Raw genomic sequence first — 23,914 nt, forward strand, 5'->3', positions numbered from 1 at the left:
GACTTCATCTCGAAAGCTGTGCTGGTAGAAAAAAAGATAATGATCTCTTTGATATTACGGTTGATCTCGGGGCATATTATAGTCTTGATTATTACATGGTTAATTTTAAGGATAAGAATATGCCAGCAGTAATTGATAAAGCATTGGATTTCATTGGTGGTATGAACACATCAGCTTCTACGCCGCACCCCATGGATGAAAGTACCGCTAAGGGGATGCTGAAGTATTTAAATGAATTAGGTGTACCGGCTAGCGCAGCCGATGTTACTGCACGAGGTATTCAGGATGGATGGGATACCGGATTCACGAAAAAAGTGGCCGGATGGGCTGATAAAATTCAGTCTGGTGACCGTGTTGTTATTAAAAATCCTGAGTACTTTTCTGCATACATGCAAGAAGAACTCCGGGCACTCGTGTGAAGCGATGATAATGAATGGGATTGGTTTGCTGATGTATGAGTATGTGTAGCCCATTCGTTAAAAAAGGCGCTTCCCCATGCCGAGTAGCGCCTTTTTAAACAACAAGTTAACTGACTAGTATCAGTTCATGCCGTATTTTTTCAATTTCTTACGCAGCGTGCCACGGTTGATACCCATCATCAGGGCAGCGCGGGTTTGGTTGCCACGGGTGTATTGCATCACCATGTCCAACAATGGCTGCTCTACTTCAGCCAATACCAGCTCATACAGATCATTAACATCCTGACCATTCAGTTGAGCAAAATAGTTCTTCAGTGCTTGTTTCACGGAGTCACGCAGAGGTTTTTGGGTAACCTGATCCTGTGAGTTAACGGTTGAAACGGTTAGTACGTCAGAATTTACGCGTTGTTCGAACATAGTTCTGTCAGCTCTTTATTTCTAATTACGCAAGATTTTCGAAGTATGCCTCCAACGCCTCAAGCTGTTCGCTTGCATCCTCAATGGCGTTGAATGTGCGCCGAAACTGGTCATTTGGAGCGTGTTCCTGTAAGTACCAGGAGACGTGTTTACGAGCAATTCGGTATCCCTTTGCATGACCATAAAAGTCATGAAGTTCGCGAATGTGTCCGCAAAGTAAGCGCTTCACCTCTGCCAGAGGCAGTGGAGGAAGCAGCTCTCCAGTGTCCAGATAATACTGGATTTCCCGAAAGATCCAGGGTCTTCCCTGAGCTGCACGTCCTATCATCAGAGCATCTGCCCCTGTATAGTCGAGTACGGCTCTGGCTTTAAGCGGGTCAGTAATGTCACCATTCGCGATTACCGGAATGGAAACTTTCTGCTTAACTGCCCGAATGCTGTCGTATTCAGCGTCTCCCTGAAATAAACAGGCGCGTGTGCGTCCATGAATTGTCAGAGCCTGAATGCCACAGTCTTCAGCCAGTTGGGCAATCTCTTCACAGTTACGGTGCGCCGTATCCCAGCCAGTGCGAATTTTCAACGTAACAGGTACGTCAACTGCGTTAATAACCGTTGTCAGGATAGACTTCACCAGACTTGGGTATTGCAGCAGAGCGGAACCTGCGAGTTTACGATTCACTTTCTTCGCCGGACATCCCATATTGATATCAATAATCTGGGCGCCATTAGCCACGTTAATGCGTGCGGCCTCTGCCATCTCATCAGGATCACTACCGGCAATTTGCACGGTGCGAATACCCGGTTCATTCACGTGCACCATACGTAAACGTGATTTATCACTCGCCCAAACTTCAGGGTTAGAGGACATCATCTCGGAAACAGTGAGTCCGGCTCCCATCTCGTAACACAGCGTCCTGAATGGTCTGTCAGTGATGCCAGCCATAGGTGCTGCAATCAGTCGATTTCTGAGCTGGTGGTGTCCAATGCGCATGAGTTAAGAAATGACCATACTTGCCTGCAAGGCGGCGTATATTACGCATTTTTGGCCTGAGATGAAAGGCCAAACTTTGAACAATCAGCTGTCGTAGATCAATGAATCCTCATCCCGTGCAGTGGGGAAAATAAATTAATCATTAATTTCAATGTATTGCATGAATTTGGTTGATTTGTGCGCTTTTATAATTTCGCCATAATCAGTAGTAATTCATGATTATTAACTCGATAGACACGCGATAAAGTGCTGGTTAAATCACCAAAATCAGTGTTTTTCTGCGATCGGCATCTCATTTTGTTGCGTTATATCACTGTGATGAATTGATCTGAAGAGGATGAGGATTGGCGAGAAACTGATTCAGTAACGTGGCCAAAGACCACGTTACTGTTGTGCATTTATTAGCGTTTGAAACCGGTGATGCGGCACCACTCTTCTTTTTCGGCAACAGGGTCGAGCGTGAATTTATCCTGGTATGCTTCACAAACACCTTCCGCCTGGCTTGCCAATACACCAGAAAGCCCCAGAAAACCGCCCTGGACCGGCAGCACGCTGATTAACGGTGCTAACTCACGTAAAGGGCCTGCCAGTATGTTTGCGACCACGACATCGGCGCTCATGGCTTCTGGCTGGTCTTTAGGTAAATACAGTTCCAGGCGTTCAGAAACACCGTTGCGTTCTGCGTTATCACGGCTAGCCTGAATGGCTTGCGGATCGATATCAATGCCAATGGCTTTGGCCGCACCCAGTTTCAGAGCGGCAATGGCAAGAATGCCTGAGCCACATCCGAAATCGATTACCGTTTTACCCTCGAGATCCAGACCATCAAGCCATTCCAGGCACAAAGATGTGGTTGGGTGAGTACCGGTACCAAACGCAAGGCCCGGATCCAGCATCACGTTCACCGCAGTTGCATCTGGAACGTCACGCCAGCTTGGACAGATCCACAGGCGTTGACCAAAACGCATTGGGTGGAAGTTATCCATCCACTCGCGTTCCCAGTCTTTGTCTTCCAGTTGTTCGATTTTGTGCGGGAAACCCACGCTCAGAAGTGGACAATTTTCGAGGATTGCCACAACTTCCTTCATGTCTGTTTCTGCGTCGTACAGGCCAATCACATCGGTATCGCCCCATAAACGGGTTTCGCCAGGTAATGGCTCGAATACTGGTGTGTCATGGGTGTCCTGAAAGGTAACGGAAACCGCACCGCTTTCAATCAGCGCATCGCCGAGTTCTTCAGCGTTGCCGCCAGAGGTATTAATTTTCAGTTGAATCCATGGCATAGCGAAACTCTTTATTTATCAGTAGTTGAAACGAGTGCTGGAACAGGCAGCGGCTGACCGAAACGGTTGCCCACAAGGAACGCCAGCAAACTTAGTAATAAGGATGGCACAATTGGGTGGAAGCCAAGCATCTGGATATTGAAGCTTGCTAGTACGGCATACAGCCCGCCACCGACAATCATCGCGCTCAGCGCACCTGCAGCATTGGCTCGTTCCCAATACAGGCCCAGCACCAGCGGCCACAGGAATACCGCTTCAAGTCCGCCAAACGCCAGCAAGTTCAGCCAGATGATCATCTCTGGTGGACGCCAGGCGGCGAGCAGCAGTAACGCTCCCAAAATCAGCGTGATCACCGATGACATTCTTTTCAGACGCCTTTCGTTGTGGATCTGTTCCGGGCGCATGTTCAGATAAAGATCTTTGACGATCGTAGCGGATGATTGCAGCAATTGGGCATTAATTGTCGACATAATTGCCGCCATCGGCGCAGCAAGGAAGATCCCCGCAGCGAACGGGGGTAACACCGTGACCATCAACGTTGGAATAACCAGGTCTGGTACTTTCAAATCAGGTATCACTGCGCGGCCTAACGCTCCGGCAAGGTGCATTCCAAACATCAGAATGGCAACCACAATTGTGCCGAGGATAATGCCACGGTGCACGGCTTTGCTGTCTTTGTAAGAGATGCAGCGCACTGCGGTGTGAGGCAAACCAATCACCCCAAAACAGACCAACACCCAGAACGAGGTCATAAATGTCGGCGAAAGAATGTTATCCGCACCCTGTGGAGAGACAAGTTTAGGGTCGATATGCTGAAGCTTATCTACCGCGCTGTGCAATCCACCCGCCGCATGAACGATGCCAATTAACAACAAAATCGTACCAATCAGCATCACCATTCCTTGCATCGCGTCATTAAGCACGCTGGCGCGGAAGCCACCAAAAGCGGTGTAAAGGGCGATACTGATGCCAAAAATCAATAAGCCTGTTTCGTAAGGAATACCGGCCGCAGTCTCCAGCAGGCGCGCTCCACCGATGAACTGCACGGTCATTGCACCCACAAAAGCGACTAACAAGCTAATACTTGCCAGCCAAACCAGCAGACGGCTTTGATAACGGGCGTACAACATGTCATTCAGCGTCACCGCATTGTATCGGCGAGCAAGTATGGCGAACTTTTTGCCCAGAATACCCAAAGATAGCCACACAGCAGGTAGCTGAATCATCGCCAGCAGAACCCAACCGAGCCCATATTTATAGGCAGCACCGGGCCCGCCAATAAACGAACTTGCGCTGATATAGGTCGCAGTGAGTGTCATCGCCAATACGAATCCACCCATAGAACGGCTGCCCAGGAAATACTCGTTGAGGAAATTACCTGTAGTACGACGTTTCATGGCATACATCGAAATGCCAAAAACTACCACCAGATAAGCGACCAGTGGCAGTATCACTTCAAGCTGCATGATCATCCTCCAGAGGAATATCACGGAAGATAAATTTCACCATTGCCCAGCACAGCAGAATGAACAACAAAGGTACCAGCAGGCACGCCATTTCAAACCAGTGCGGCAGGCCTGTCAGGCCAATTTCATTACCCGGTAAGTAAGCAGCCACTAACCATGCTGCAAGATAGAGAAGGGTTAGCCAAAGCGCCCAGCGGGCTTCTTTATGGGCCTGAACAAAACGCGCGTCCATTATTGTCCCTTGAGTTGGCGGAAAGCGGCGATTGTAACGCATAGCGGCGTGATGAGGATCAAAAAAGAAAAAGGCCGGATAACCGGCCTTTTAGCGATGTTACGTGAGAAAACTTAGTCCTGAAGACCCAGTTTTTTCTCCAGATAGTGGATGTTAGTTCCACCGTGCTGGAAGTTTTCATCGTTCATGATACGAGTCTGCAAATCAACGTTGGTTTTGATGCCATCGATAATTAGCTCAGCCAGCGCATTTTTCATACGAGAAATCGCAACTTCGCGGGTTTCGCCGTAGCAAATCAGTTTGCCGATCATGGAATCATAATACGGCGGTACAGTGTAGCCGGCGTAAATGTGTGATTCCCAACGCACACCAAAACCACCAGGCGCATGGAAGCGCGTGATTTTGCCTGGGCTTGGCAGGAAGGTATTCGGGTCTTCGGCGTTGATACGGCATTCTACCGCATGGCCGTTAACATGAACGTCTTCTTGCTTGATGGACAGAGGCTGACCAGCAGCAATACGCAGCTGTTCTTTAATCAGGTCAACGCCGGTGATCATTTCTGTTACCGGGTGCTCAACCTGAATACGGGTGTTCATCTCGATGAAGTAGAACTCGCCGTTTTCGAACAGGAACTCGAAAGTACCCGCACCGCGATAGTTGATATCAACACAGGCTTTGGCACAGCGCTCGCCGATGAATTTACGCAGCTCTGGCGTGATGCCCGGTGCTGGCGCTTCTTCAACAACTTTCTGGTGACGACGCTGCATGGAGCAGTCGCGTTCTGCCAGATAAATCGCTTTGCCCTGGCCGTCGGCCAATACCTGGATCTCGATATGGCGTGGGTTTTCCAGGTACTTTTCCATATAGACCATGTCGTTGTTGAAAGCAGCTTTTGCTTCCGCACGGGTCATATTAATGGATTGTTCCAGATCGGCATCGCTACGCACGACACGCATACCACGACCGCCGCCGCCGCCAGACGCTTTGATAATGACCGGGTAGCCGATGCGTTTAGCATGGGCACGGTTTTTATCCATATCGCCATCTAACGGGCCGTCAGAACCTGGTACGCAAGGTACGCCAGCTTTCTTCATCGCGTTGATCGCAGAAACCTTATCGCCCATCAGACGGATAGTTTCAGCACGCGGACCAATGAAGATGAAGCCTGAACGTTCAACTTGCTCAGCAAAGTTAGCGTTTTCAGACAAGAAGCCATAACCCGGGTGAATCGCAACTGCACCAGTAATTTCTGCCGCAGAAATGATTGCCGGGATATTCAGATAGCTTTTTACTGACGGAGCCGGACCGATACAAACGGTTTCATCCGCCAGCAATACGTGTTTTAAATCGCGATCCGCAGTGGAGTGCACAGCGACAGTCTTGATGCCCAGTTCTTTACAGGCACGAAGAATACGCAGAGCAATCTCGCCACGGTTAGCGATGACAATTTTATCCAGCATAATCGCCTCGTTACTCGATGACGACCAGCGGCTCGTCAAATTCAACCGGTTGGCCATTTTCAACCAGGATGGCTTTTACCACACCGGCTTTGTCAGCTTCGATCTGGTTCATCATTTTCATCGCTTCAACGATGCACAGAGTGTCGCCAACGTTAACTTTCTGACCAACTTCAATAAATGCTTTAGCATCCGGGCTTGGGGTGCGGTAGAAAGTACCGACCATTGGGGAACGCACGATGTGACCACTGATTTCAGCAGCCGCTGGTGCTTCTGCCGGAGCGGCAGGTGCAACAACGTTAGACAGACCGGGCTGCGGCTGTGGCTGGTACATTGGAGCGGCATAAGCCTGTTGCATCATTGGGAAACCGGTGTTTGCCGGTGCGCGGCTGATGCGTACAGATTCTTCGCCCTCAGAAATTTCCAGTTCAGAAATGCCTGATTCTTCAACCAGCTCGATCAGTTTTTTTATCTTACGAATATCCATGAGTGGGTTCCGTACTCTTGTTTAGATGGATTTTGACAAGCGTTTTACCGCCGTCTGTAGTGCATATGAATAGCCGTCAGCGCCTAATCCGCAGATGACACCAACCGCTTTATCAGAAAGATATGAATGATGGCGGAACGGCTCACGCGCATGCACATTGCTCAGATGTATCTCGATAAACGGAATATCTACCGCTAATAAGGCATCACGCAGTGCAACGCTCGTATGAGTAAACGCGGCCGGATTAATCAGAATAAAATCAACAGTGTCTTTAGCCTGATGAATACGGTCGATCAATTCATATTCCGCATTTGATTGCAGGTGGCTGAACGAGACATTTAGCGTTTTTGCTTCTTCTTCGAGCGAGTTAACAATTTGGGCTAAAGTCAGCGTGCCGTACTTCTCAGGCTCGCGTGTACCCAGCATGTTAAGATTCGGGCCGTTCAAAAGCAAAATGTGAAAATTAGCCGACATCGTGCTGCCATCTCCTGCAATTTGTAGGTATTTTACAAAATATACCTAAGTTGCTCGGTTGTCACCTTCAGAGCCAGAAAATGGCCTGTCAGAAAAACCAAAGTCGCACATTATAACGATTTCGTAGCAATTGGCAGCTAAATACTGGTCTTATCAGGGAAGATGATCAACTGATATCCCTGAACGGGGTAAGGTTGATCACTTTTCTGCGGAGAACAACACATATCTTTCGTTAACGTCGCCATTGGCGAAATTTCTTGTAGCGCAAGGCTAGCAGGATGATTGCACCCAGCGCATACAGCAAGGGTTGCGGTGAGATAACCTTTACTGACCATAGATAATGAATCGGGGCAAGGATGGCGACAAGATAGACGAAATTATGCAGTTTTTGCCAGCGTGGACCCAATTTTCGTTGTAATGATTGCGTCGATGTAGCCGCCAATGATAACAGCACCAACCAACTGATAATTCCTAAAGTTAAATATGGGCGTGTGACCAACTCCCGACCAAGCAGTGCCAGATTGTTGATTCCCAATTCCAACATGGCGTAGCTGACTAAATGGAGTGTTGCCCACGCAAAGCACCATAATCCCAACAACCGACGGGTTCGAATTAACAGCGGTTGCTTCCCGTACCGCGCCAAAGGTGTGACTAACAGGGTCGCCAGCAGGAGCTTAAGTGCCATCCTGCCGGTAAAATGCTGGATATCTTTTGCCGGATCAGCACTTAAAAGCCCCTGATTTGCGGCATAAAATAACCAGACAAAAGGCAAGAAGGCTGCGAGATGTAGCACCACTTTCAACAGTGTGACCTGCTTTGCTGTTAATCTCACGTTAGAAATTCTCCTTAAGATTCAAACCGCGATAGAGCGAACCAACCTGGTCGGCATAACCATTAAACAGCAGCGTTGGCTGGCGTTTTACATCCAATACGCCGCCTGAACCAATGAATCTTTCACTGGCCTGTGACCAGCGCGGGTGGTCAACATTTGGATTTACGTTGGCATAAAACCCGTATTCATTGGGTGCGGCCATATTCCAGGTGGTGGGCGGCAACTCGCTAACCAGTTTGATACTGACAATCGACTTTATCCCTTTAAATCCGTACTTCCATGGCACGGTGAGTCGTATCGGAGCGCCATTTTGAGGTGGCAACGCTTTTCCGTAAACGCCGACGGTAAGGAGTGTCAGAGGATGCATCGCTTCATCAAGGCGCAACCCTTCGACGTAGGGATACTGCAATCCGCCGCCTATGAAACGATCTTTCTGTCCTGGCATCTGCTCTGGATCATAAAGCGTTTCGAATGCGACATATTTCGCCTTGCTGGTGGGTTCGACCAGCGCCAGCAGTTTACTGAGTGGGAAGCCAATCCACGGCACAACCATTGACCAGGCTTCTACACAACGCATGCGATAGATACGTTGTTCCAGTGGGAATTTCTTATAAAGATCGTCGAGGTCGAGTGTTTGTGGTTTTGCCACTTCACCGCTAATGGTGACTTTCCAGGGATCGGTTTTTAAGCTCCCTGCATTGGCTGCTGGGTCGGCTTTATCCAGACCAAATTCGTAAAAGTTATTGTAGCCAGTCACTTTATCTTCCGGCGTCATGGCGAGTTTCGCCTGCCATTGTTCAGGTTGGCTAAATTGCAGGGGTTTTCCCGATGGTGCAGGTGGCCTGTCGTTCCCTTTAAACCAGGAAAGAATATCGGCATGCGCGGTTTGAGGAAGCGAGAGAGCAGCCGCACTGATACCCAGCGCTTTCAGCACCTGGCGGCGTTTGAGCATAAAGACCGATTCTGGTGTGACATCTGCTTCGGTAAAGCGAGTGATCTTCTTCATCTTTTTCTCCTGCGTGACTTTATAGGCTAAGCATGACGGAGAACGCTTAACCCTGCGAATATGTCACAAAAAATTGAAAGTTAGACCTGCCCAGAATCTGAGTTACTGGCTGAAGGCTATACTTGAAGCTCGACGGATGGATATACGCATCCTTTGCAACAAAGGATAAGAATCTGTTCAGCGTGTTTGCCTGAATAGCTCTTTTGCTATGTAATGCCGCATCAAGTCAGGCTGGTCTATCTTCACCAAACGGAGTTAACTCAAGGATGCGATTAACGACGAAACTTTCTGCTTTTATGACATTGCTGACTGGCCTCGCTATTTTTGTGACGCTGGTGGGTTGTTCATTAAGCTTCTTTAATGCGATGCATTTTAAAGTTCATCAGCGTGTGGTTGCGGTTGCCACCATTATTGATAACGATTTGGTTTCAAATTCCCCAGAAGCTCTGATTAAACGCCTCAATGAAGTCATGGTTCCTATTGATATCACTGCGGTGGATTTCAAAGTCGGCGATAAGACGGTTTATCAGCAGCAACTGAGTCAAACCTATCGCTTACTGGGTAATAGCTACGGTTTACGCTCCGTGACCGTTGAATTAATGAAGCATCCGGGAATGTTCCTCACGCTCACCTATCGCGATCCGGTGGCAAATTACTACAACTCACTTTTCACAACAGTTCCACTTTCGTTCACGGTTGGCTTCATGCTTATTGTGCTGTTTTTTGCTATCCGTTGGATGAAAAAGCAACTCGTTGGACAGGAGTTACTGGAAAGCAGGGCACGACGAATCCTGAATGGTGAAAGAGGTGTTGAAGTACGCGGTTCGGTCCTGGAATGGCCCCCGCAAGCCAGCAGCGCTTTGGATTTATTGCTTTCTGATCTGCAAAACGCCAGCGATCAACGCAGCAGAATGGATACCTTAATTCGTGCTTTTGCGGCGCAAGATGCAAAAACAGGCCTGAATAATCGCCTGTTCTTCGATAACCAACTGGCGACTTTGCTTGATGAACAAGAGCAAGTCGGTGCCCATGGCGTGGTGATGATTATCCGCCTACCGGATTTTGATACCTTGCATGAAACATGGGGCAGGAATGCGGTAGAAGAGTATTTGTTTACCATTATTAATATGTTATCGACATTTGTGATGCGGTATCCGGGCGCTTTGCTGGCTCGTTATTTCCGCAGTGATTTTGCGGTGTTGTTACCGCATCGCACATTAAAAGAAGCCGACAGTATTGCCAGCCAGCTACTGAAAGCCGTCGATACTTTGCCTCCAACGCGGATGCTCGATCGTAATGACATGATGCATATCGGTATTTGTGCATGGCGCAGCGGGCAAACCAAAGAGCAGGTCATGGAGAATGCGGAAGTCGCAACGCGTAATGCGTCTTTGCAAGGGGCAAACAGTTGGTCGGTTTATGACGATAGTTTGCCGGAAAAAGGGCGTGGCAATGTGAAATGGCGTACGCTTATTGAGCAAGTGCTACAGCGTGGTGGCCCGCGTTTTTACCAAAAACCGGCGGTGATGCGCGATGGCTACGTGCATCATCGTGAAATAATGTGTCGAATTTTCGACGGCGAGCAAGAAGTGCTGGCGGCAGAATATTTGCCGATGGTGAAACAGTTTGGTTTATCAGAGCAATATGACCGACAGACCATCGCCCGATTGTTACCGTTAGCCAGTTTCTGGCCCGAAGAAACGCTGGCTATTCAGGTGTCAGTAGAATCACTGATTCGTGCTCCGTTCCAGCGTTGGCTGCGTGATGCATTGATGCAGTCAGAAAAATCGCTTCGACGACGCATTCTTTTTGAACTTGCAGAGGCAGATGTTTGTCAACACATCAGCCGTTTGCAGCCTGTGATTCGCTTGATTAAAGCTTTGGGGGCTCGTGTTGCTGTCTCCCAGGCGGGTTTGACCGTAGTCAGCGCCTCTTATATTAAAGAGCTGGATGTAGAGCTTATAAAGCTGCATCCAGGGCTTGTGCATAACATCGAGAAACGAACTGAAAATCAGCTATTTGTTCAGAGTCTGGTTGAGGCGTGTAACGGGACTCAGACGCAAGTTTTTGCGGTCGGAGTCAGAACTCGAAGTGAATGGCAGACACTGGTGGAGAAAGGCGTGGCGGGTGCTCAGGGGGATTTTTTTGCGGCCTCTCAACCACTAGACAGCAACGTGAAAAAATATTCGCAAAGATACTCGGTTTAACCTGCCGTTTATAAATATTTCACGTAGAATAACGCGCGCTGCATCTCAAGGGGGCCAATACGCCTGCTGACCAGATTGTTGAAGCATGAAATGAACCCGGTTTGCTTCCTTGCACTGTTCGTTTAACCTACAGCGTTTGTTTGTTTCCTCGGCAGTTCGAGGATAAACGTGTCGAAAGTGTAATAGTCGTAGTAAACTGCACAATTTTTCACCATTGCAGAACATTTTTGCGCCTTGTCGCTGCAATGAGTGGTTGGTAAAGTAAGCGGATTTTGTTTCCGCCCCAGCTTTCAGGATTATCCCTTAGTATGTTGAAAAAATTTCGTGGCATGTTTTCCAATGACCTGTCCATTGACCTGGGTACCGCGAATACCCTGATTTATGTGAAAGGACAAGGCATCGTACTGAATGAGCCATCTGTCGTGGCTATTCGCCAGGATCGTGCCGGTTCACCTAAAAGCGTTGCGGCCGTAGGCCACGATGCTAAACAGATGCTGGGTCGTACCCCCGGCAACATCGCAGCTATCCGTCCAATGAAAGATGGCGTTATCGCCGATTTCTTCGTGACCGAAAAAATGCTGCAACACTTCATCAAACAAGTTCATAGCAACAGCTTTATGCGTCCAAGTCCGCGCGTACTGGTTTGTGTGCCGGTTGGCGCAACTCAGGTTGAACGTCGTGCGATTCGTGAGTCTGCGCAAGGTGCAGGTGCTCGTGAAGTGTTCCTGATTGAAGAGCCAATGGCTGCGGCTATCGGCGCTGGTCTGCCAGTTTCTGAAGCAACCGGTTCTATGGTTGTGGATATCGGTGGTGGTACTACCGAAGTTGCTGTTATCTCTTTGAACGGCGTTGTTTATTCTTCTTCCGTCCGTATTGGCGGGGACCGCTTCGATGAAGCCATCATTAATTATGTGCGTCGTAACTACGGTTCACTGATTGGTGAAGCAACTGCCGAACGTATCAAACACGAAATCGGTTCTGCATACCCAGGCGATGAAGTGCGTGAAATCGAAGTTCGTGGTCGTAACCTGGCTGAAGGTGTACCGCGTGGCTTTACGCTGAACTCCAATGAAATCCTTGAAGCTCTGCAAGAACCATTAACGGGTATTGTCAGTGCGGTAATGGTTGCGCTGGAACAGTGCCCGCCAGAATTGGCTTCCGATATTTCAGAACGCGGTATGGTTCTGACCGGCGGTGGCGCATTGCTGCGTAACCTTGACCGTCTGCTGATGGAAGAAACAGGCATTCCGGTAGTAGTTGCAGAAGATCCATTGACTTGCGTAGCCCGTGGCGGTGGCAAGGCACTGGAAATGATCGACATGCACGGCGGCGACTTGTTCAGCGAAGAGTAATCAGCCACACGTAAAAGGCAGTGACTATCACTGCCTTTTCTTGATGGCCCTGGAATACGCATAGCCTATGAAGCCAATTTTTAGCCGTGGCCCCTCGTTGCAGTTTCGCCTTATTCTGGCGGTGCTGGTGGCGATTGGTGTCATTATTGCCGATAGCCGTCTGGGTACGTTCAGTCAGATTCGAACGTATATGGATACTGCCGTCAGTCCTTTCTATTTTGTCTCAAATGGTCCCCGTGAATTGCTCGACAGCGTCTCGCAAACACTGGCATCACGCGACCAGCTAGAACTCGAAAATCGTGCACTGCGTCAGGAACTGATCCTGAAAAACAGCGAACTTCTGATGATGGGTCAATACCGTCAGGAAAACGCACGTCTGCGCGAATTACTGGGTTCACCGTTGCGTCAAGACGAGCAAAAAATGGTGACTCAGGTTATCTCAACCGTTAACGATCCTTACAGTGACCAGGTGGTTATTGATAAGGGGAGTGTGAACGGGGTCTATGAAGGCCAACCGGTCATCAGTGATAAAGGTGTCGTAGGTCAAGTTGTCGCGGTGGCGAAACTCACTAGCCGCGTGTTGCTTATCTGTGATGCGACCCATGCGCTGCCGATTCAGGTGCTGCGCAATGATATTCGTATTATTGCGGCGGGCAACGGTTGTACCGACGATCTGCAACTGGAACATTTACCGGCAAATACTGACATTCGTGTCGGTGATGTGTTGGTGACATCTGGTTTAGGTGGGCGCTTCCCGGAAGGATATCCAGTGGGTGTTGTTTCTTCCGTGAAACTTGATACTCAGCGCGCATACACCGTTATTCAGGCTCGTCCGACTGCTGGCTTACAACGTCTGCGTTATTTGCTGCTGTTGTGGGGTGCGGATCGTGAAGGGAAAACCCCAATGCCGCCTGAGGAAGTTCATCGCGTGGCGAATGAACGCCTGATGCAAATGATGCCGCAGGTTTTACCGGCAGCTGATGCTATTGGGCCGCCAGCTCCCGTTCCACCTCCGGCGACGGGTATTACGACTCCGGCCCCCGCAGGGAACACCGCTTCTCCTGCACCTGCAAGCCTGGGAGGGCAGTAGTGGGAAGTTACCGCAGCCAGGGCCGTTGGGTCATCTGGCTTTCTTTCCTCGTCGCCTTGCTGTTACAAGTAATGCCCTGGCCTGACGATTTAAAAGTCTATCGTCCTGACTGGGTATTACTGATCCTGCTTTACTGGATACTGGCTCTGCCACACCGCGTAAATGTCGGCACAGGTTTTATCGTGGGTGCCATACTGGATTTGATCAGCGGTTCAACCCTTGGCGTACGGGCGTTATCTTTGAGCATCGTTGCTTATCTGGTGGCGCTGAAGTACCAGCTATTCCGTAATCTTGCGCTTTGGCAACAGGCTTTAGTGGTCATGCTTTTGTCATTGATGACAGATGTCATTGTTTTCTGGTCTGAATTTTTAGTTATCAATGTCTCTTTCCGCCCAGAAATTTTCTGGAGCAGTGTGGTCAATGGTGTACTGTGGCCATGGATATTCTTGTTGATGCGTAAAATTCGCCAACAATTTGCTGTGCAATAGGATTGAACATGACATCTTTGTATCTGGCATCGGGTTCTCCACGTCGTCAGGAATTGCTGACTCAGTTGGGTGTGTCGTTTGAACGCATCATTACTGATGTGGAAGAACAGCGTCTTAACCACGAAAGTGCTCAACAGTACGTGGTGCGTTTGGCGCGTGATAAAGCGCGTGCCGGCGTTGCTTTGGCTGCGCAGGACTTACCGGTATTGGGTGCAGATACTATTGTTATCTACAATGGCAATGTGTTGGAAAAACCTAAAGACGAACAGCATGCTGCAGCGATGCTACGGATGCTATCCGGTAACCAGCACCAGGTCATGACGGCCGTTGCGCTGGCGGATCGTGAATCATTGCTGGATTGCCTTGTGACGACTGAAGTGACTTTTCGTGCATTATCAGAACAGGATATCGCTGGTTACGTTGCCAGCGGTGAACCCATGGATAAAGCAGGTGCATACGGTATTCAAGGGCTTGGTGGTTGTTTTGTCAGGAAGATTAATGGCAGCTACCATGCTGTAGTCGGTCTACCGCTAGTTGAAACCTATGAATTGCTGAGTAATTTTCACGCATTGCGTGATGGACGAGGAAAACATGACGGCTGAATTGTTAGTCAACGTGACCCCATCGGAAACTCGGGTGGCTTACATTGACGGTGGAATACTGCAAGAGATTCATATTGAACGCGAAGCACGTCGCGGGATCGTAGGGAATATCTACAAAGGTCGTGTAAGCCGGGTGCTTCCGGGGATGCAGGCGGCATTTGTAGATATTGGCCTTGATAAGGCAGCGTTTCTTCACGCTTCTGACATCATGCCACATACCGAATGTGTGGCGGGCGAAGAGCAGAAAAACTTCACCGTACGAGATATTTCCGAGCTGGTACGCCAGGGCCAGGACTTAATGGTTCAGGTGGTAAAAGATCCGCTGGGGACCAAAGGCGCTCGTTTGACTACCGATATCACGCTGCCATCGCGTTATTTGGTCTTTATGCCTGGTGCTTCTCACGTAGGCGTTTCCCAGCGCATTGAAAGTGAAGCCGAGCGTGAACGCCTGAAACGTGTGGTTAATGCTTATTGCGATGAGCAAGGCGGATTTATTATTCGCACCGCAGCCGAAGGCGTATGCGAAGACGATTTAGCTTCAGATGCAGCTTACCTCAAACGTGTCTGGACCAAAGTTAGCGAGCGAAAAAAACGTAATAAAACCCGTTGCCAACTTTACGGTGAACTGGCACTGGCGCAACGCGTGCTGCGTGATTTTGCCGATGCCGCTCTTGATCGTATTCGTGTCGACTCCCGTCTTACATACGACATGCTGCTGGAGTTTACCGCAGAATACATGCCGGAAATGCACAGCAAAATCGAACACTACAGCGGCCGCCAGCCTATTTTTGATCTGTTTGACGTTGAGAACGAAATCCAACGCGCGCTGGAGCGAAAAGTTGATCTGAAATCAGGTGGTTACCTGGTTATCGACCAAACTGAAGCGATGACAACTGTGGATATCAACACCGGGGCTTTCGTTGGCCACCGCAATCTTGATGACACTATTTTCAATACGAACATTGAAGCGACGCAGGCGATCGCTCGCCAGTTACGTTTGCGTAATCTGGGCGGCATTATCATTATCGATTTCATCGACATGAGTAATGAAGACCATCGCCGACGTGTGCTGCATTCCCTCGAACAGGCATTGAGTAAAGATCGCGTGAAAACCAGCATTAACGGTTTTTCGCAGCTCGGTCTGGTTGAGATGACGCGCAAACGTACGCGTGAAAGCGTTGAACATGTACTTTGCAACGATTGTCCAACATGTCATGGTCGCGGTACCGTGAAAACGGTGGAAACCGTGTGCTATGAAATTATGCGTGAAATTGTGCGCGTGCATCATGCCTACGATTCCGATCGCTTCCTGGTTTACGCTTCACCGGCCGTGGGGGAAGCGCTAAAAAGCGAAGAGTCCCATTCATTGGCCGAAGTGGAAATTTTCGTCGGTAAACAAGTCAAAGTTCAGATCGAGCCGCTCTATAATCAAGAGCAATTCGACGTCGTTATGATGTAACTCACTGCACAGATAGTGCCGATTTGAGTTCCGCTCCGGCGGCAAACAAGGAGATTTTCGTGAGGCGACTGCCCGGCATTCTGCTACTCACTGGCGCAACGTTGATCGTTATCGTCGCACTGCTGGTGAGTGGTTTGCGGCTGGTTTTGCCGCATCTCGATGCCTGGCGTCCAGCGCTGCTCGAAAAAATTGAAGCCATGACGGGCGCGCCAGTCGATGCCAGCCAGATCCAGGCAAACTGGGAAAATTTTGGCCCAACGCTTGATGTCCGTGATATCAAAGCTGGCTTGAAAGATGGCGGCGAGTTGAAGGTCAAGCGTGTCACGCTGGCGCTTGATCTCTGGCAGAGCATTTTGCACGCCCGCTGGCAGTTCCGCGACCTCACTTTTTATCAATTACAGGTGCGAACCAACACCCCGCTAAGCCGAAATAAAGGGGATAGAAAGCTCGAGCCGGGTAAAATCAGCGATCTCTTTTTACGCCAGTTCGATCACTTCGATCTGCGCGATAGCTCCCTTAGTTTCCTGACTATCTCCGGCCAGCGCGCCGAACTCACCATTCCGCAATTGACCTGGCTTAATACCAAAAACCGTCACCGCGCCGAAGGGCTGGTCAGTTTGTCGAGCTTTACCGGCCAGCATGGCCTGGCGAAAGTCAGAATGGATCTGCGCGACGAAAATGGTTTATTGAACATTGGCAAAGTCTGGTTGCAGGCTGAAAACGTTGACGTGAAACCCTGGCTTGGCCGCTGGATGAAAGACAATATCGATTTACAGACTGCTGAGTTCACCCTCGAAGCCTGGATGGATATCAAAGCTGGCGATATTTCGGGTGGCAACGTCTGGTTGAAGCAAGGCGGTGCAAGCTGGGCTGGGAAAAATACCGACCATCAGCTGTCGGTTGATAATTTAATGGCGCGAGTTAATCGTTCTGGCGCAGGCTGGGATCTTGCCATTCCTTCAACCAATATCACTCTTGATGGCAAAACCTGGCCTAAAGGCTCGTTATCGCTCGCGTGGATTGCCCCACAAACTGTTGGGGGCAAAGAGAGCGTGCGCAGTGACGAGCTCCGCGTGCGCGCAACCAATATGGAACTGGAAAGCTTCACGGGTTTGTCGCCGATTGCAGAAAAAATTTCGCCTGATTTTGGTGAGATTTGGAACACGCTGCAACCGCGAGGGCATATTGATGTTCTGGCAGTGGATATTCCTCTTCAGCAGACCGAAAACACCCGTATGCAAGGGCGCTGGAAAGATGTGAGCTGGAAACAATGGAAAATGTTACCCGGTGTTGAACACTTCTCTGGATCGGTTACGGGCGGAGTCGGGCACGGGCAGCTTAATGCTCAAGTTCTTAATGCCAAAATGCCTTACGTGGGCGTATTCCGTGCCCCGTTGGAAGTTGAACGGGCAGTCGCAACCCTTGAATGGCAGAAAAATGCCGCAGGTTTCCAGCTTGATGGCAAACACCTGGATGTAAAAGCACGTTCTGTGTGGGCTGCGGGTGATTTCCGCTACTACCAGCCGACAGGCGATGAACCCTGGCTGGGGATCCTGGCCGGAATCAGTACCCATAATGGGGCTGATGCCTGGCGTTACTTCCCTGAAAACCTGATGGGAAAAGAGCTGGTTGATTATCTCAGCAGCGCGATTCAAGGTGGCGAGTCGGATAACGCAACCCTGGTTTACGGGGGGAATCCTCATCTATTCCCTTATGTGCACAACGAAGGGCAGTTCCAGGTTTACGTCCCGTTGTACAAGGCTAAATTTGCTTTCCAGCCTGACTGGCCTGCGCTTGAAAATCTGAATATCACTCTGGATTTCATCAATAACGGTTTGTGGATGAAATCGGATGCAGTGAAACTTGGCGGCGTGACCGGACGTAAACTGACGGCGAATATCCCGGATTACGCGAAACAAAAACTGTTGGTTGATTCTGACATCACGGGTCCTGGTAGTGCGGTTGGCCCCTACTTCAAAGACACGCCGCTCAAAGATTCTCTGTCAGCAGCACTTGATGAACTCCAGATTGGAGGCGATGTGAATGCTCGCTTACATTTGGATATCCCGCTGAATGGCAAAATGACGACCGCCTCGGGTGACGTTCAGCTCAACAACAATACATTGCTGATAAAGCCACTCTCGAGCGAGTTGTCTAATCTGAGCGGTAAATTCAGCTTTGTGAATGGCGAACTGAAAAGCGATCCCCTAAAAGCTACCTGGTTCAATCAACCCATAGGCATTGATTTCAATACTAAAATTGGTGAGAAAGCCTACCAGATTGGGGTCAACTTATTGGGTGACTGGCAGCCGACAAAAATGGGAATTGTGCCTGAGCCAATCAGCAAAGAGTTGAGTGGTAGTGTTCCCTGGAAAGGTGATGTGGCGATTTCTCTCCCATATCACGGAGAGGCTAATTATCAGATCAAAGTCGCTGCCGACTTGAAAAATGTAAGCAGTCACTTACCTGCTCCAGTCGATAAATCAGCGGGGCAATCGCTGCCGTTGAATGTCGCGGTGAAAGGTAATCTTAATAGTTTCGATCTGACGGGTAACGCCGGTGCGAAAAATCATTTTTCCAGTCGTTGGTTGCTGAATAAAAAACTCACCCTTGATCGGGCGATTTGGGCGACCAATAGCCAAACTGTTCCACCATTGCCTGATAACTCAGGCTTAGAGCTGGATCTTCCGGCGATGGATGGTGCGCAATGGTTAGCCCTGTTTAGCCATGGGGCCGTAGAAAGCGTGGGTAACTCGGCTTCATTCCCCGCCAACATCACATTGCGCACGCCTTCGCTGACGTTCGCTGGTCAGCAATGGAACAACCTGAGTTTGGTTTCCCATGCTATTCCGAATGGCACGCGCGTTGAAGCCCAGGGGCGCGAGGTGAATGGCTCGTTGACGATACTAAACAATGCGCCGTGGCGTGCAGCCATTAAGTATCTCTATTTCAACCCTGACTGGGGGAATAGCACCGCGAAATCGACCGGTGCTTCGCCATTGGCAGATAATAACTCGATTGATTTCCGAGACTGGCCTGATTTGCAGCTGCGCTGTTCCGAATGTTGGCTTTGGGGGCAAAAATATGGCCGTATTGACGGTGATTTCGCCATTAAAGGGAACACGCTTGAACTTGAAAACGGTTTAATCGATTCCGGGTTTGCAAGGTTGACTGCCAGTGGCCAGTGGGTGAACAGTCCGGCAGAAGAGCGCACGTCTTTAAAAGGCAAATTGCACGGATCCAAACTTGATGCGGCGACCAACTTCTTTGGTATCAAGACGCCAATTCAAGGTTCATCGTTTGATGCGGACTATGATTTACACTGGCGCGACAAACCGTGGCAGCCGCATATTGCCTCATTAAACGGGATCCTTCACACCAAATTGGGCAAAGGAAAAATTGCCGATCTGGGCACCGGTCACGCCGGACAGTTGCTACGATTGGTTAGTGTCGATGCGTTGATGCGTAAACTGCGCTTTGACTTCAGCGATACTTTTGGTGAAGGTTTCTACTTTGACTCCATCCGTAGCACGGCCTGGATTAAAGACGGTGTACTGTATAGCGAGGATACGCTGGTGGACGGGCTCGAAGCTGATATTGGCATGAAAGGTTCGGTCGATTTGGTTCGACGTCAACTCGACGTTGAAGCGGTTATAGCACCAGAAATTTCTGCCACTGTCGGCGTGGCAACAGCATTCGTGGTTAACCCGATAATCGGCGCCGCGGTGTTTGCCGCCAGTAAAGTATTAGGGCCGTTGTGGAGCAAAATCTCGTTGCTGCGCTATCACATCACCGGATCGGTCGATAAACCGCAAATCAATGAAGTGCTTCGCCAGCCAAGGCTCAAGGAAGCTAAGTGATTTGACGTGAGCAGTTAATTGCCGCAAGCTCAATATAATAGATATCTCCAATTGATAGACAAATAAGAGTAGCGAAACGATGAGTCTGAACCTGGTAAGTGAGCAGTTGCTGTCTGCGAATGGCTTAACCCATCAAGATCTGTTTTCCATTTTGGGACAATTGTCCGAGCGTCGACTCGACTACGGGGATCTCTATTTCCAGTCCAGTTATCACGAATCCTGGGTGCTGGAAGACCGCATCATTAAAGATGGTTCTTACAACATCGATCAGGGTGTCGGTGTGCGCGCGATCAGTGGCGAGAAAACCGGTTTTGCTTATGCCGACCAGGTCAGCTTGTTGGCACTGGAACAAAGTGCTCATGCCGCACGCAGCATCGTGCAAGAAAAAGGAAATGGCCGCGTACAAACATTAGGTGCCGTGCAACATAGCGCGCTCTATACCAGTGCCGATCCGCTGCAAAGCATGACGCGTGAAGAGAAACTCGACATCCTGAAACGTGTCGATAGCGTTGCCCGCGCAACAGATGCTCGCGTACAGGAAGTGACTGCTAGCCTGACGGGCGTTTATGAATTGATTCTGGTTGCTGCAACCGACGGTACGCTGGCGGCTGACGTTCGACCGCTGGTGCGCCTGTCTGTCAGTGTTCAGGTAGAAGAAAACGGCAAACGTGAACGCGGCTCAAGCGGCGGCGGTGGTCGTTTTGGTTATGACTACTTCCTTGAAACCGTTGAGGGTGAAGTCCGCGCTGATGCATGGGCGAAAGAGGCTGTGCGTATGGCGCTTGTCACGCTTTCTGCGGTCGCGGCACCTGCCGGTATGTTCCCGGTGGTTCTGGGCGCAGGTTGGCCTGGCGTGCTATTGCATGAAGCGGTGGGGCACGGTCTGGAAGGTGACTTTAACCGCCGTGGCACATCCGTATTCAGCGGCCAAATGGGTCAGTTGGTTGCCTCTGAACTTTGTACTGTTGTTGATGATGGCACCATGGCGAACCGCCGTGGCTCTGTTGCGATTGACGACGAAGGTGTTCCGGGCCAATACAATGTGTTGATCGAAAACGGCGTGCTGAAAGGCTACATGCAGGACAAACTCAATGCTCGCTTGATGGGGGTTGCCCCAACCGGTAATGGCCGTCGTGAATCTTACGCGCACCTGCCAATGCCGCGTATGACCAACACCTATATGCTGGCGGGTAAATCAACCCCGCAAGAGATTATCGAATCGGTTGAGTATGGGATCTACGCGCCTAACTTTGGCGGCGGGCAGGTGGATATCACCTCCGGCAAGTTTGTGTTCTCAACTTCTGAAGCGTATCTCATCGAGAATGGCAAAGTGACCACACCGGTGAAAGGCGCTACGCTGATTGGCTCCGGTATTGAAACCATGCAGCAGATTTCGATGGTGGGTAACGACCTGGCGTTGGATAACGGTGTTGGTGTCTGTGGTAAAGAAGGGCAAAGCTTGCCTGTTGGTGTCGGCCAGCCAACGCTCAAAGTCGACAACCTGACAGTAGGCGGCACAGCATAAAACAATAACAGCCGGGTTAATCCCGGCTGTCTTCACTCGCACGCCCTTTCTTATCTCGCACCCCTTGATACAGGTGCGAAACCTTCACGAAATATTCAGTCAGATAGTTAATACAAACTTGTACTTTCAGCGGCAGCTTATCTTTTTCTGTATACAGCGCGTATACCGGACGCGGATCGGACTGATAACTCGGTAGTAAGATCTCAAGCGTTCCGTCATTGATCTCATCGATCACCCACATCAATGGGACATAAGCGATCCCAGCCCCTACTTTTAACCAGCGGCTTAACGTCATGGGATCATTAGTGACAAACCGCCCCTGCGGGATCATTCGCGTAGTGAGCCCTTCGGGTGCGATCAACTCGAATTCATTATGTGGACGAATGCTGTATTCAAGCCACGAGTGGCTGGCAAGATCGGCGGGTTTTTCTGGGGTGCCATTTTGTTGCAGATAACTTTTAGCGGCGCAAATGACCATTGGCATCGAACCGAGCCGTGTCGAGAACAGGCTGGAATCCTGCAAAGCGCCCACACGAATCACGACATCAAGACCGTCAGCGATCAAATCAGGTGCGGGAATACCGGTCACCAGGTTTACCGTTAACTCAGGATACTCTTTGAGCATATCGGCGGTCATGGACGCGAGGACATTTTGTGCCATAGTTGAAGAACTGCCGATACGCAGCGTCCCGATTGGGGTGTTGTTGAATGCGTAGAGTTGCTCATGCACCTCTTGCGCTTCATGTAACATTTTGCGGCAGCCAAGGTAGTAGATTTTACCGGCTTCAGTTAGCCCAATGCTGCGCGTGCTGCGGTTTAAAAGCTTAACTTGCAACTCGTCTTCGAGCTTGGAAACGGTTTGGCTAATGGACGATACGCTCATTTCCAGCTGCCTGGCCGTGGCGGTAAATGAGCCAAGTTCGACAACTTTGGCAAAAACCCACATGCGCTTAAGTCTTTCCATTGTTAACTCTGACTTAAAAGTGATTTAGATCACAGATTATAGATAACTCGCTAACAATTACGTTAATATATTATTACTAACACAATCCGTAATACTTGTTAGCACAGCGTTCCTTGTTGTGTCACGGCTTGTGCCTTCTGTATTTTCTGCAAGGTTAACATGAGTTTATTTCCCGTTATCGTGATATTCGGTCTTTCTTTTCCGCCGATTTTCTTCGAGCTAATTCTTTCGCTGGCGCTGTTCTGGGTAGTTCGCCGTCTGCTGATTCCGACGGGGATTTATGATTTTGTCTGGCACCCGGCATTATTTAATACAGCACTTTATTGCTGCCTGTTTTATCTGATCTCGCGCCTGTTTGTTTGAGGTTGATGTGAAAGCACTTACAACAAAAATGATCCGCACTGCCATCACGCTGATTCTGGTTCTGCTGGCTTTCATCGCTATCTTCCGTGCCTGGGTATTTTATACCCAATCCCCCTGGACGCGTGATGCACGTTTTACCGCGGATGTTGTCGCGATTGCGCCAGATGTCTCCGGTTTAATTACCGATGTGAAGGTCCATGACAATCAACTGGTGAAGAAAGATCAGGTTTTATTCACCATCGACCAGCCGCGTTATCAGAAAGCGCTGGAGCAGGCTGAGGCTGACGTTTCTTATTACCGGGCGTTAGCTGGAGAGAAACGTCGTGAAGCTGGGCGTCGCAATTCGTTGGGGACGCAGGCCATGTCTCGCGAAGAAATTGAACAGTCCAACAATGTGTTGCAGACCGTTATGCATCAGTTATCTAAGGCTGAAGCGACACGAGATTTAGCTCAGTTAGACCTGCAACGTACCATTATTCGTGCACCCGCAGAAGGTTGGGTAACCAACCTGAATGTTTATACGGGCGAATTTATTACCCGAGGCTCCACAGCCGTTGCGCTGGTAAAACGCGGTTCTTTTTACATTCTCGCCTACATGGAAGAAACCAAGCTTGATGGTATTCGCCCTGGTTACCGGGTACAAATCACACCGCTAGGTAGTAACCGCGTACTGCGTGGGACGGTAGACAGTATTTCTGCCGGCGTAACCAATGCCAGCAGTACCAGAGATACCAAAGGTATGGCGACGGTTGATTCCAATCTGGAGTGGGTACGTCTGGCGCAGCGTGTGCCGGTACGTATTCGTCTGGACGAGCAACAGGCAAATATCTTCCCCGCAGGGACTACGGCCACGGTTGTTGTCACCGGCGATAAAGACCGGGATGTTAACCATGACTCGGTATTCATCAAATTCATGCATCGCTTGCGTGAGTTCGGCTAA

The 23,914-nt window shown here is 49.7% G+C and carries 22 protein-coding genes; 11 read left to right on the forward strand and 11 right to left on the reverse strand.

Annotated features, from left to right (window positions below; translation table 11 throughout):
* Positions 1 to 95 precede the first annotated feature (95 nt).
* Positions 96 to 419, forward strand: a complete 324-nt coding sequence (locus OH773_RS02000; RefSeq protein ID WP_270145643.1) for a DUF1889 family protein — start codon at positions 96 to 98, stop codon at positions 417 to 419.
* 120 nt (positions 420 to 539) lie between these two features.
* Here OH773_RS02000 and fis read toward each other — a convergent pair whose 3' ends face one another.
* From fis to msrP, 10 genes are all read right to left on the reverse strand, one after another.
* Entirely contained in the window at positions 540 to 836 is a 297-nt protein-coding gene (fis, locus tag OH773_RS02005) for a DNA-binding transcriptional regulator Fis (protein WP_000462905.1), read from the reverse strand.
* Between the two features lie 25 nt (positions 837 to 861).
* Entirely contained in the window at positions 862 to 1,827 is a 966-nt protein-coding gene (gene dusB / locus OH773_RS02010) for a tRNA dihydrouridine synthase DusB (protein WP_034498926.1), read from the reverse strand.
* Between the two features lie 401 nt (positions 1,828 to 2,228).
* Positions 2,229 to 3,110, reverse strand: a complete 882-nt coding sequence (gene prmA / locus OH773_RS02015; RefSeq protein ID WP_183270852.1) for a 50S ribosomal protein L11 methyltransferase — start codon at positions 3,108 to 3,110, stop codon at positions 2,229 to 2,231.
* An 11-nt stretch (positions 3,111 to 3,121) separates the two neighbouring features.
* Entirely contained in the window at positions 3,122 to 4,576 is a 1,455-nt protein-coding gene (gene panF, locus OH773_RS02020) for a sodium/pantothenate symporter (protein WP_270142576.1), read from the reverse strand.
* A complete protein-coding gene (locus OH773_RS02025; RefSeq protein WP_270142578.1) occupies positions 4,566 to 4,808 on the reverse strand; it encodes a YhdT family protein in 243 nt (80 codons plus the stop codon). The genes panF and OH773_RS02025 overlap by 11 nt, the downstream gene beginning before the upstream one ends.
* Positions 4,809 to 4,921: 113 nt before the next feature.
* Positions 4,922 to 6,268 (reverse strand): acetyl-CoA carboxylase biotin carboxylase subunit, encoded by a 1,347-nt coding sequence (gene accC / locus OH773_RS02030; protein ID WP_270142579.1) that lies wholly within the window; start codon positions 6,266 to 6,268, stop codon positions 4,922 to 4,924.
* A 10-nt stretch (positions 6,269 to 6,278) separates the two neighbouring features.
* A complete protein-coding gene (gene accB / locus OH773_RS02035) occupies positions 6,279 to 6,752 on the reverse strand; it encodes an acetyl-CoA carboxylase biotin carboxyl carrier protein (protein WP_183270848.1) in 474 nt (157 codons plus the stop codon).
* Between the two features lie 21 nt (positions 6,753 to 6,773).
* The gene (gene aroQ / locus OH773_RS02040) at positions 6,774 to 7,226 is read right to left on the reverse strand and encodes a type II 3-dehydroquinate dehydratase (protein ID WP_034459855.1); all 453 of its coding nucleotides are present in this window, start codon (positions 7,224 to 7,226) and stop codon (positions 6,774 to 6,776) included.
* A gap of 232 nt (positions 7,227 to 7,458) precedes the next feature.
* Positions 7,459 to 8,058: a protein-methionine-sulfoxide reductase heme-binding subunit MsrQ gene (gene msrQ, locus OH773_RS02045; protein ID WP_270142580.1), complete on the reverse strand. Its 600-nt coding sequence runs from the start codon at positions 8,056 to 8,058 to the stop codon at positions 7,459 to 7,461.
* A gap of 1 nt (position 8,059) precedes the next feature.
* Positions 8,060 to 9,064 carry a protein-methionine-sulfoxide reductase catalytic subunit MsrP gene (gene msrP / locus OH773_RS02050; RefSeq protein WP_270142581.1) on the reverse strand — a complete coding sequence of 335 codons (1,005 nt, stop codon included), beginning with the start codon at positions 9,062 to 9,064 and terminating at the stop codon, positions 8,060 to 8,062.
* A 266-nt stretch (positions 9,065 to 9,330) separates the two neighbouring features.
* On the opposite strand from msrP, the gene csrD reads away from it, so the two are divergent.
* From csrD to tldD, 8 genes are all read left to right on the forward strand, one after another.
* Positions 9,331 to 11,271 carry an RNase E specificity factor CsrD gene (gene csrD / locus OH773_RS02055; RefSeq protein ID WP_270142582.1) on the forward strand — a complete coding sequence of 647 codons (1,941 nt, stop codon included), beginning with the start codon at positions 9,331 to 9,333 and terminating at the stop codon, positions 11,269 to 11,271.
* Between the two features lie 308 nt (positions 11,272 to 11,579).
* Complete coding sequence (mreB, locus tag OH773_RS02060; RefSeq protein WP_000913396.1) at positions 11,580 to 12,623, forward strand: rod shape-determining protein MreB; 1,044 nt, start codon at positions 11,580 to 11,582, stop codon at positions 12,621 to 12,623.
* Between the two features lie 67 nt (positions 12,624 to 12,690).
* Positions 12,691 to 13,713 carry a rod shape-determining protein MreC gene (gene mreC, locus OH773_RS02065; protein WP_183270844.1) on the forward strand — a complete coding sequence of 341 codons (1,023 nt, stop codon included), beginning with the start codon at positions 12,691 to 12,693 and terminating at the stop codon, positions 13,711 to 13,713.
* Positions 13,713 to 14,201, forward strand: coding sequence for a rod shape-determining protein MreD (gene mreD, locus OH773_RS02070; RefSeq protein WP_183270843.1), 489 nt, complete (start codon positions 13,713 to 13,715; stop codon positions 14,199 to 14,201). Before mreC ends, mreD begins: the two co-directional genes overlap by 1 nt.
* An 8-nt stretch (positions 14,202 to 14,209) precedes the next feature.
* Positions 14,210 to 14,803, forward strand: coding sequence for a Maf family protein (locus tag OH773_RS02075; RefSeq protein WP_270142583.1), 594 nt, complete (start codon positions 14,210 to 14,212; stop codon positions 14,801 to 14,803).
* Entirely contained in the window at positions 14,793 to 16,262 is a 1,470-nt protein-coding gene (rng, locus tag OH773_RS02080) for a ribonuclease G (RefSeq protein WP_270142584.1), read from the forward strand. Before OH773_RS02075 ends, rng begins: the two co-directional genes overlap by 11 nt.
* 59 nt (positions 16,263 to 16,321) lie before the next feature.
* Positions 16,322 to 20,122 carry an AsmA2 domain-containing protein YhdP gene (gene yhdP / locus OH773_RS02085; protein ID WP_270142585.1) on the forward strand — a complete coding sequence of 1,267 codons (3,801 nt, stop codon included), beginning with the start codon at positions 16,322 to 16,324 and terminating at the stop codon, positions 20,120 to 20,122.
* A 79-nt stretch (positions 20,123 to 20,201) separates the two neighbouring features.
* Positions 20,202 to 21,647, forward strand: coding sequence for a metalloprotease TldD (gene tldD / locus OH773_RS02090; RefSeq protein WP_270142586.1), 1,446 nt, complete (start codon positions 20,202 to 20,204; stop codon positions 21,645 to 21,647).
* A gap of 16 nt (positions 21,648 to 21,663) precedes the next feature.
* Here the strand turns inward: tldD and aaeR are convergent, their stop codons facing one another.
* On the reverse strand, positions 21,664 to 22,611 hold the full coding sequence (gene aaeR, locus OH773_RS02095) for an HTH-type transcriptional activator AaeR (RefSeq protein ID WP_270142587.1): 948 nt from the start codon (positions 22,609 to 22,611) through the stop codon (positions 21,664 to 21,666).
* A gap of 159 nt (positions 22,612 to 22,770) precedes the next feature.
* Between aaeR and aaeX the strand changes: the two genes are divergently transcribed.
* Positions 22,771 to 22,974, forward strand: coding sequence for a p-hydroxybenzoic acid efflux pump operon protein AaeX (gene aaeX / locus OH773_RS02100; protein WP_183270837.1), 204 nt, complete (start codon positions 22,771 to 22,773; stop codon positions 22,972 to 22,974).
* Positions 22,975 to 23,002: 28 nt separating this feature from the next.
* Positions 23,003 to 23,914: a p-hydroxybenzoic acid efflux pump subunit AaeA gene (aaeA, locus tag OH773_RS02105; RefSeq protein ID WP_442865668.1), complete on the forward strand. Its 912-nt coding sequence runs from the start codon at positions 23,003 to 23,005 to the stop codon at positions 23,912 to 23,914.

Source organism: Buttiauxella sp. WJP83, from assembly GCF_027594725.1.
Classification (GTDB): domain Bacteria; phylum Pseudomonadota; class Gammaproteobacteria; order Enterobacterales; family Enterobacteriaceae; genus Buttiauxella; species Buttiauxella selenatireducens.

Excerpts from the sequence above, each read along its gene's own strand:
- OH773_RS02000 (WP_270145643.1), top strand. The coding sequence starts at position 96 with ATGGTTAATTTTAAGGATAAGAATATGCCAGCAGTAATTGATAAAGCA.
- fis (WP_000462905.1), bottom strand. The coding sequence starts at position 836 with ATGTTCGAACAACGCGTAAATTCTGACGTACTAACCGTTTCAACCGTT.
- dusB (WP_034498926.1), bottom strand. The coding sequence starts at position 1,827 with ATGCGCATTGGACACCACCAGCTCAGAAATCGACTGATTGCAGCACCT.
- prmA (WP_183270852.1), bottom strand. The coding sequence starts at position 3,110 with ATGCCATGGATTCAACTGAAAATTAATACCTCTGGCGGCAACGCTGAA.
- panF (WP_270142576.1), bottom strand. The coding sequence starts at position 4,576 with ATGCAGCTTGAAGTGATACTGCCACTGGTCGCTTATCTGGTGGTAGTT.
- OH773_RS02025 (WP_270142578.1), bottom strand. The coding sequence starts at position 4,808 with ATGGACGCGCGTTTTGTTCAGGCCCATAAAGAAGCCCGCTGGGCGCTT.
- accC (WP_270142579.1), bottom strand. The coding sequence starts at position 6,268 with ATGCTGGATAAAATTGTCATCGCTAACCGTGGCGAGATTGCTCTGCGT.
- accB (WP_183270848.1), bottom strand. The coding sequence starts at position 6,752 with ATGGATATTCGTAAGATAAAAAAACTGATCGAGCTGGTTGAAGAATCA.
- aroQ (WP_034459855.1), bottom strand. The coding sequence starts at position 7,226 with ATGTCGGCTAATTTTCACATTTTGCTTTTGAACGGCCCGAATCTTAAC.
- msrP (WP_270142581.1), bottom strand. The coding sequence starts at position 9,064 with ATGAAGAAGATCACTCGCTTTACCGAAGCAGATGTCACACCAGAATCG.
- csrD (WP_270142582.1), top strand. The coding sequence starts at position 9,331 with ATGCGATTAACGACGAAACTTTCTGCTTTTATGACATTGCTGACTGGC.
- mreB (WP_000913396.1), top strand. The coding sequence starts at position 11,580 with ATGTTGAAAAAATTTCGTGGCATGTTTTCCAATGACCTGTCCATTGAC.
- mreC (WP_183270844.1), top strand. The coding sequence starts at position 12,691 with ATGAAGCCAATTTTTAGCCGTGGCCCCTCGTTGCAGTTTCGCCTTATT.
- OH773_RS02075 (WP_270142583.1), top strand. The coding sequence starts at position 14,210 with ATGACATCTTTGTATCTGGCATCGGGTTCTCCACGTCGTCAGGAATTG.
- rng (WP_270142584.1), top strand. The coding sequence starts at position 14,793 with ATGACGGCTGAATTGTTAGTCAACGTGACCCCATCGGAAACTCGGGTG.
- tldD (WP_270142586.1), top strand. The coding sequence starts at position 20,202 with ATGAGTCTGAACCTGGTAAGTGAGCAGTTGCTGTCTGCGAATGGCTTA.
- aaeR (WP_270142587.1), bottom strand. The coding sequence starts at position 22,611 with ATGGAAAGACTTAAGCGCATGTGGGTTTTTGCCAAAGTTGTCGAACTT.
- aaeX (WP_183270837.1), top strand. The coding sequence starts at position 22,771 with ATGAGTTTATTTCCCGTTATCGTGATATTCGGTCTTTCTTTTCCGCCG.
- aaeA (WP_442865668.1), top strand. The coding sequence starts at position 23,003 with ATGATCCGCACTGCCATCACGCTGATTCTGGTTCTGCTGGCTTTCATC.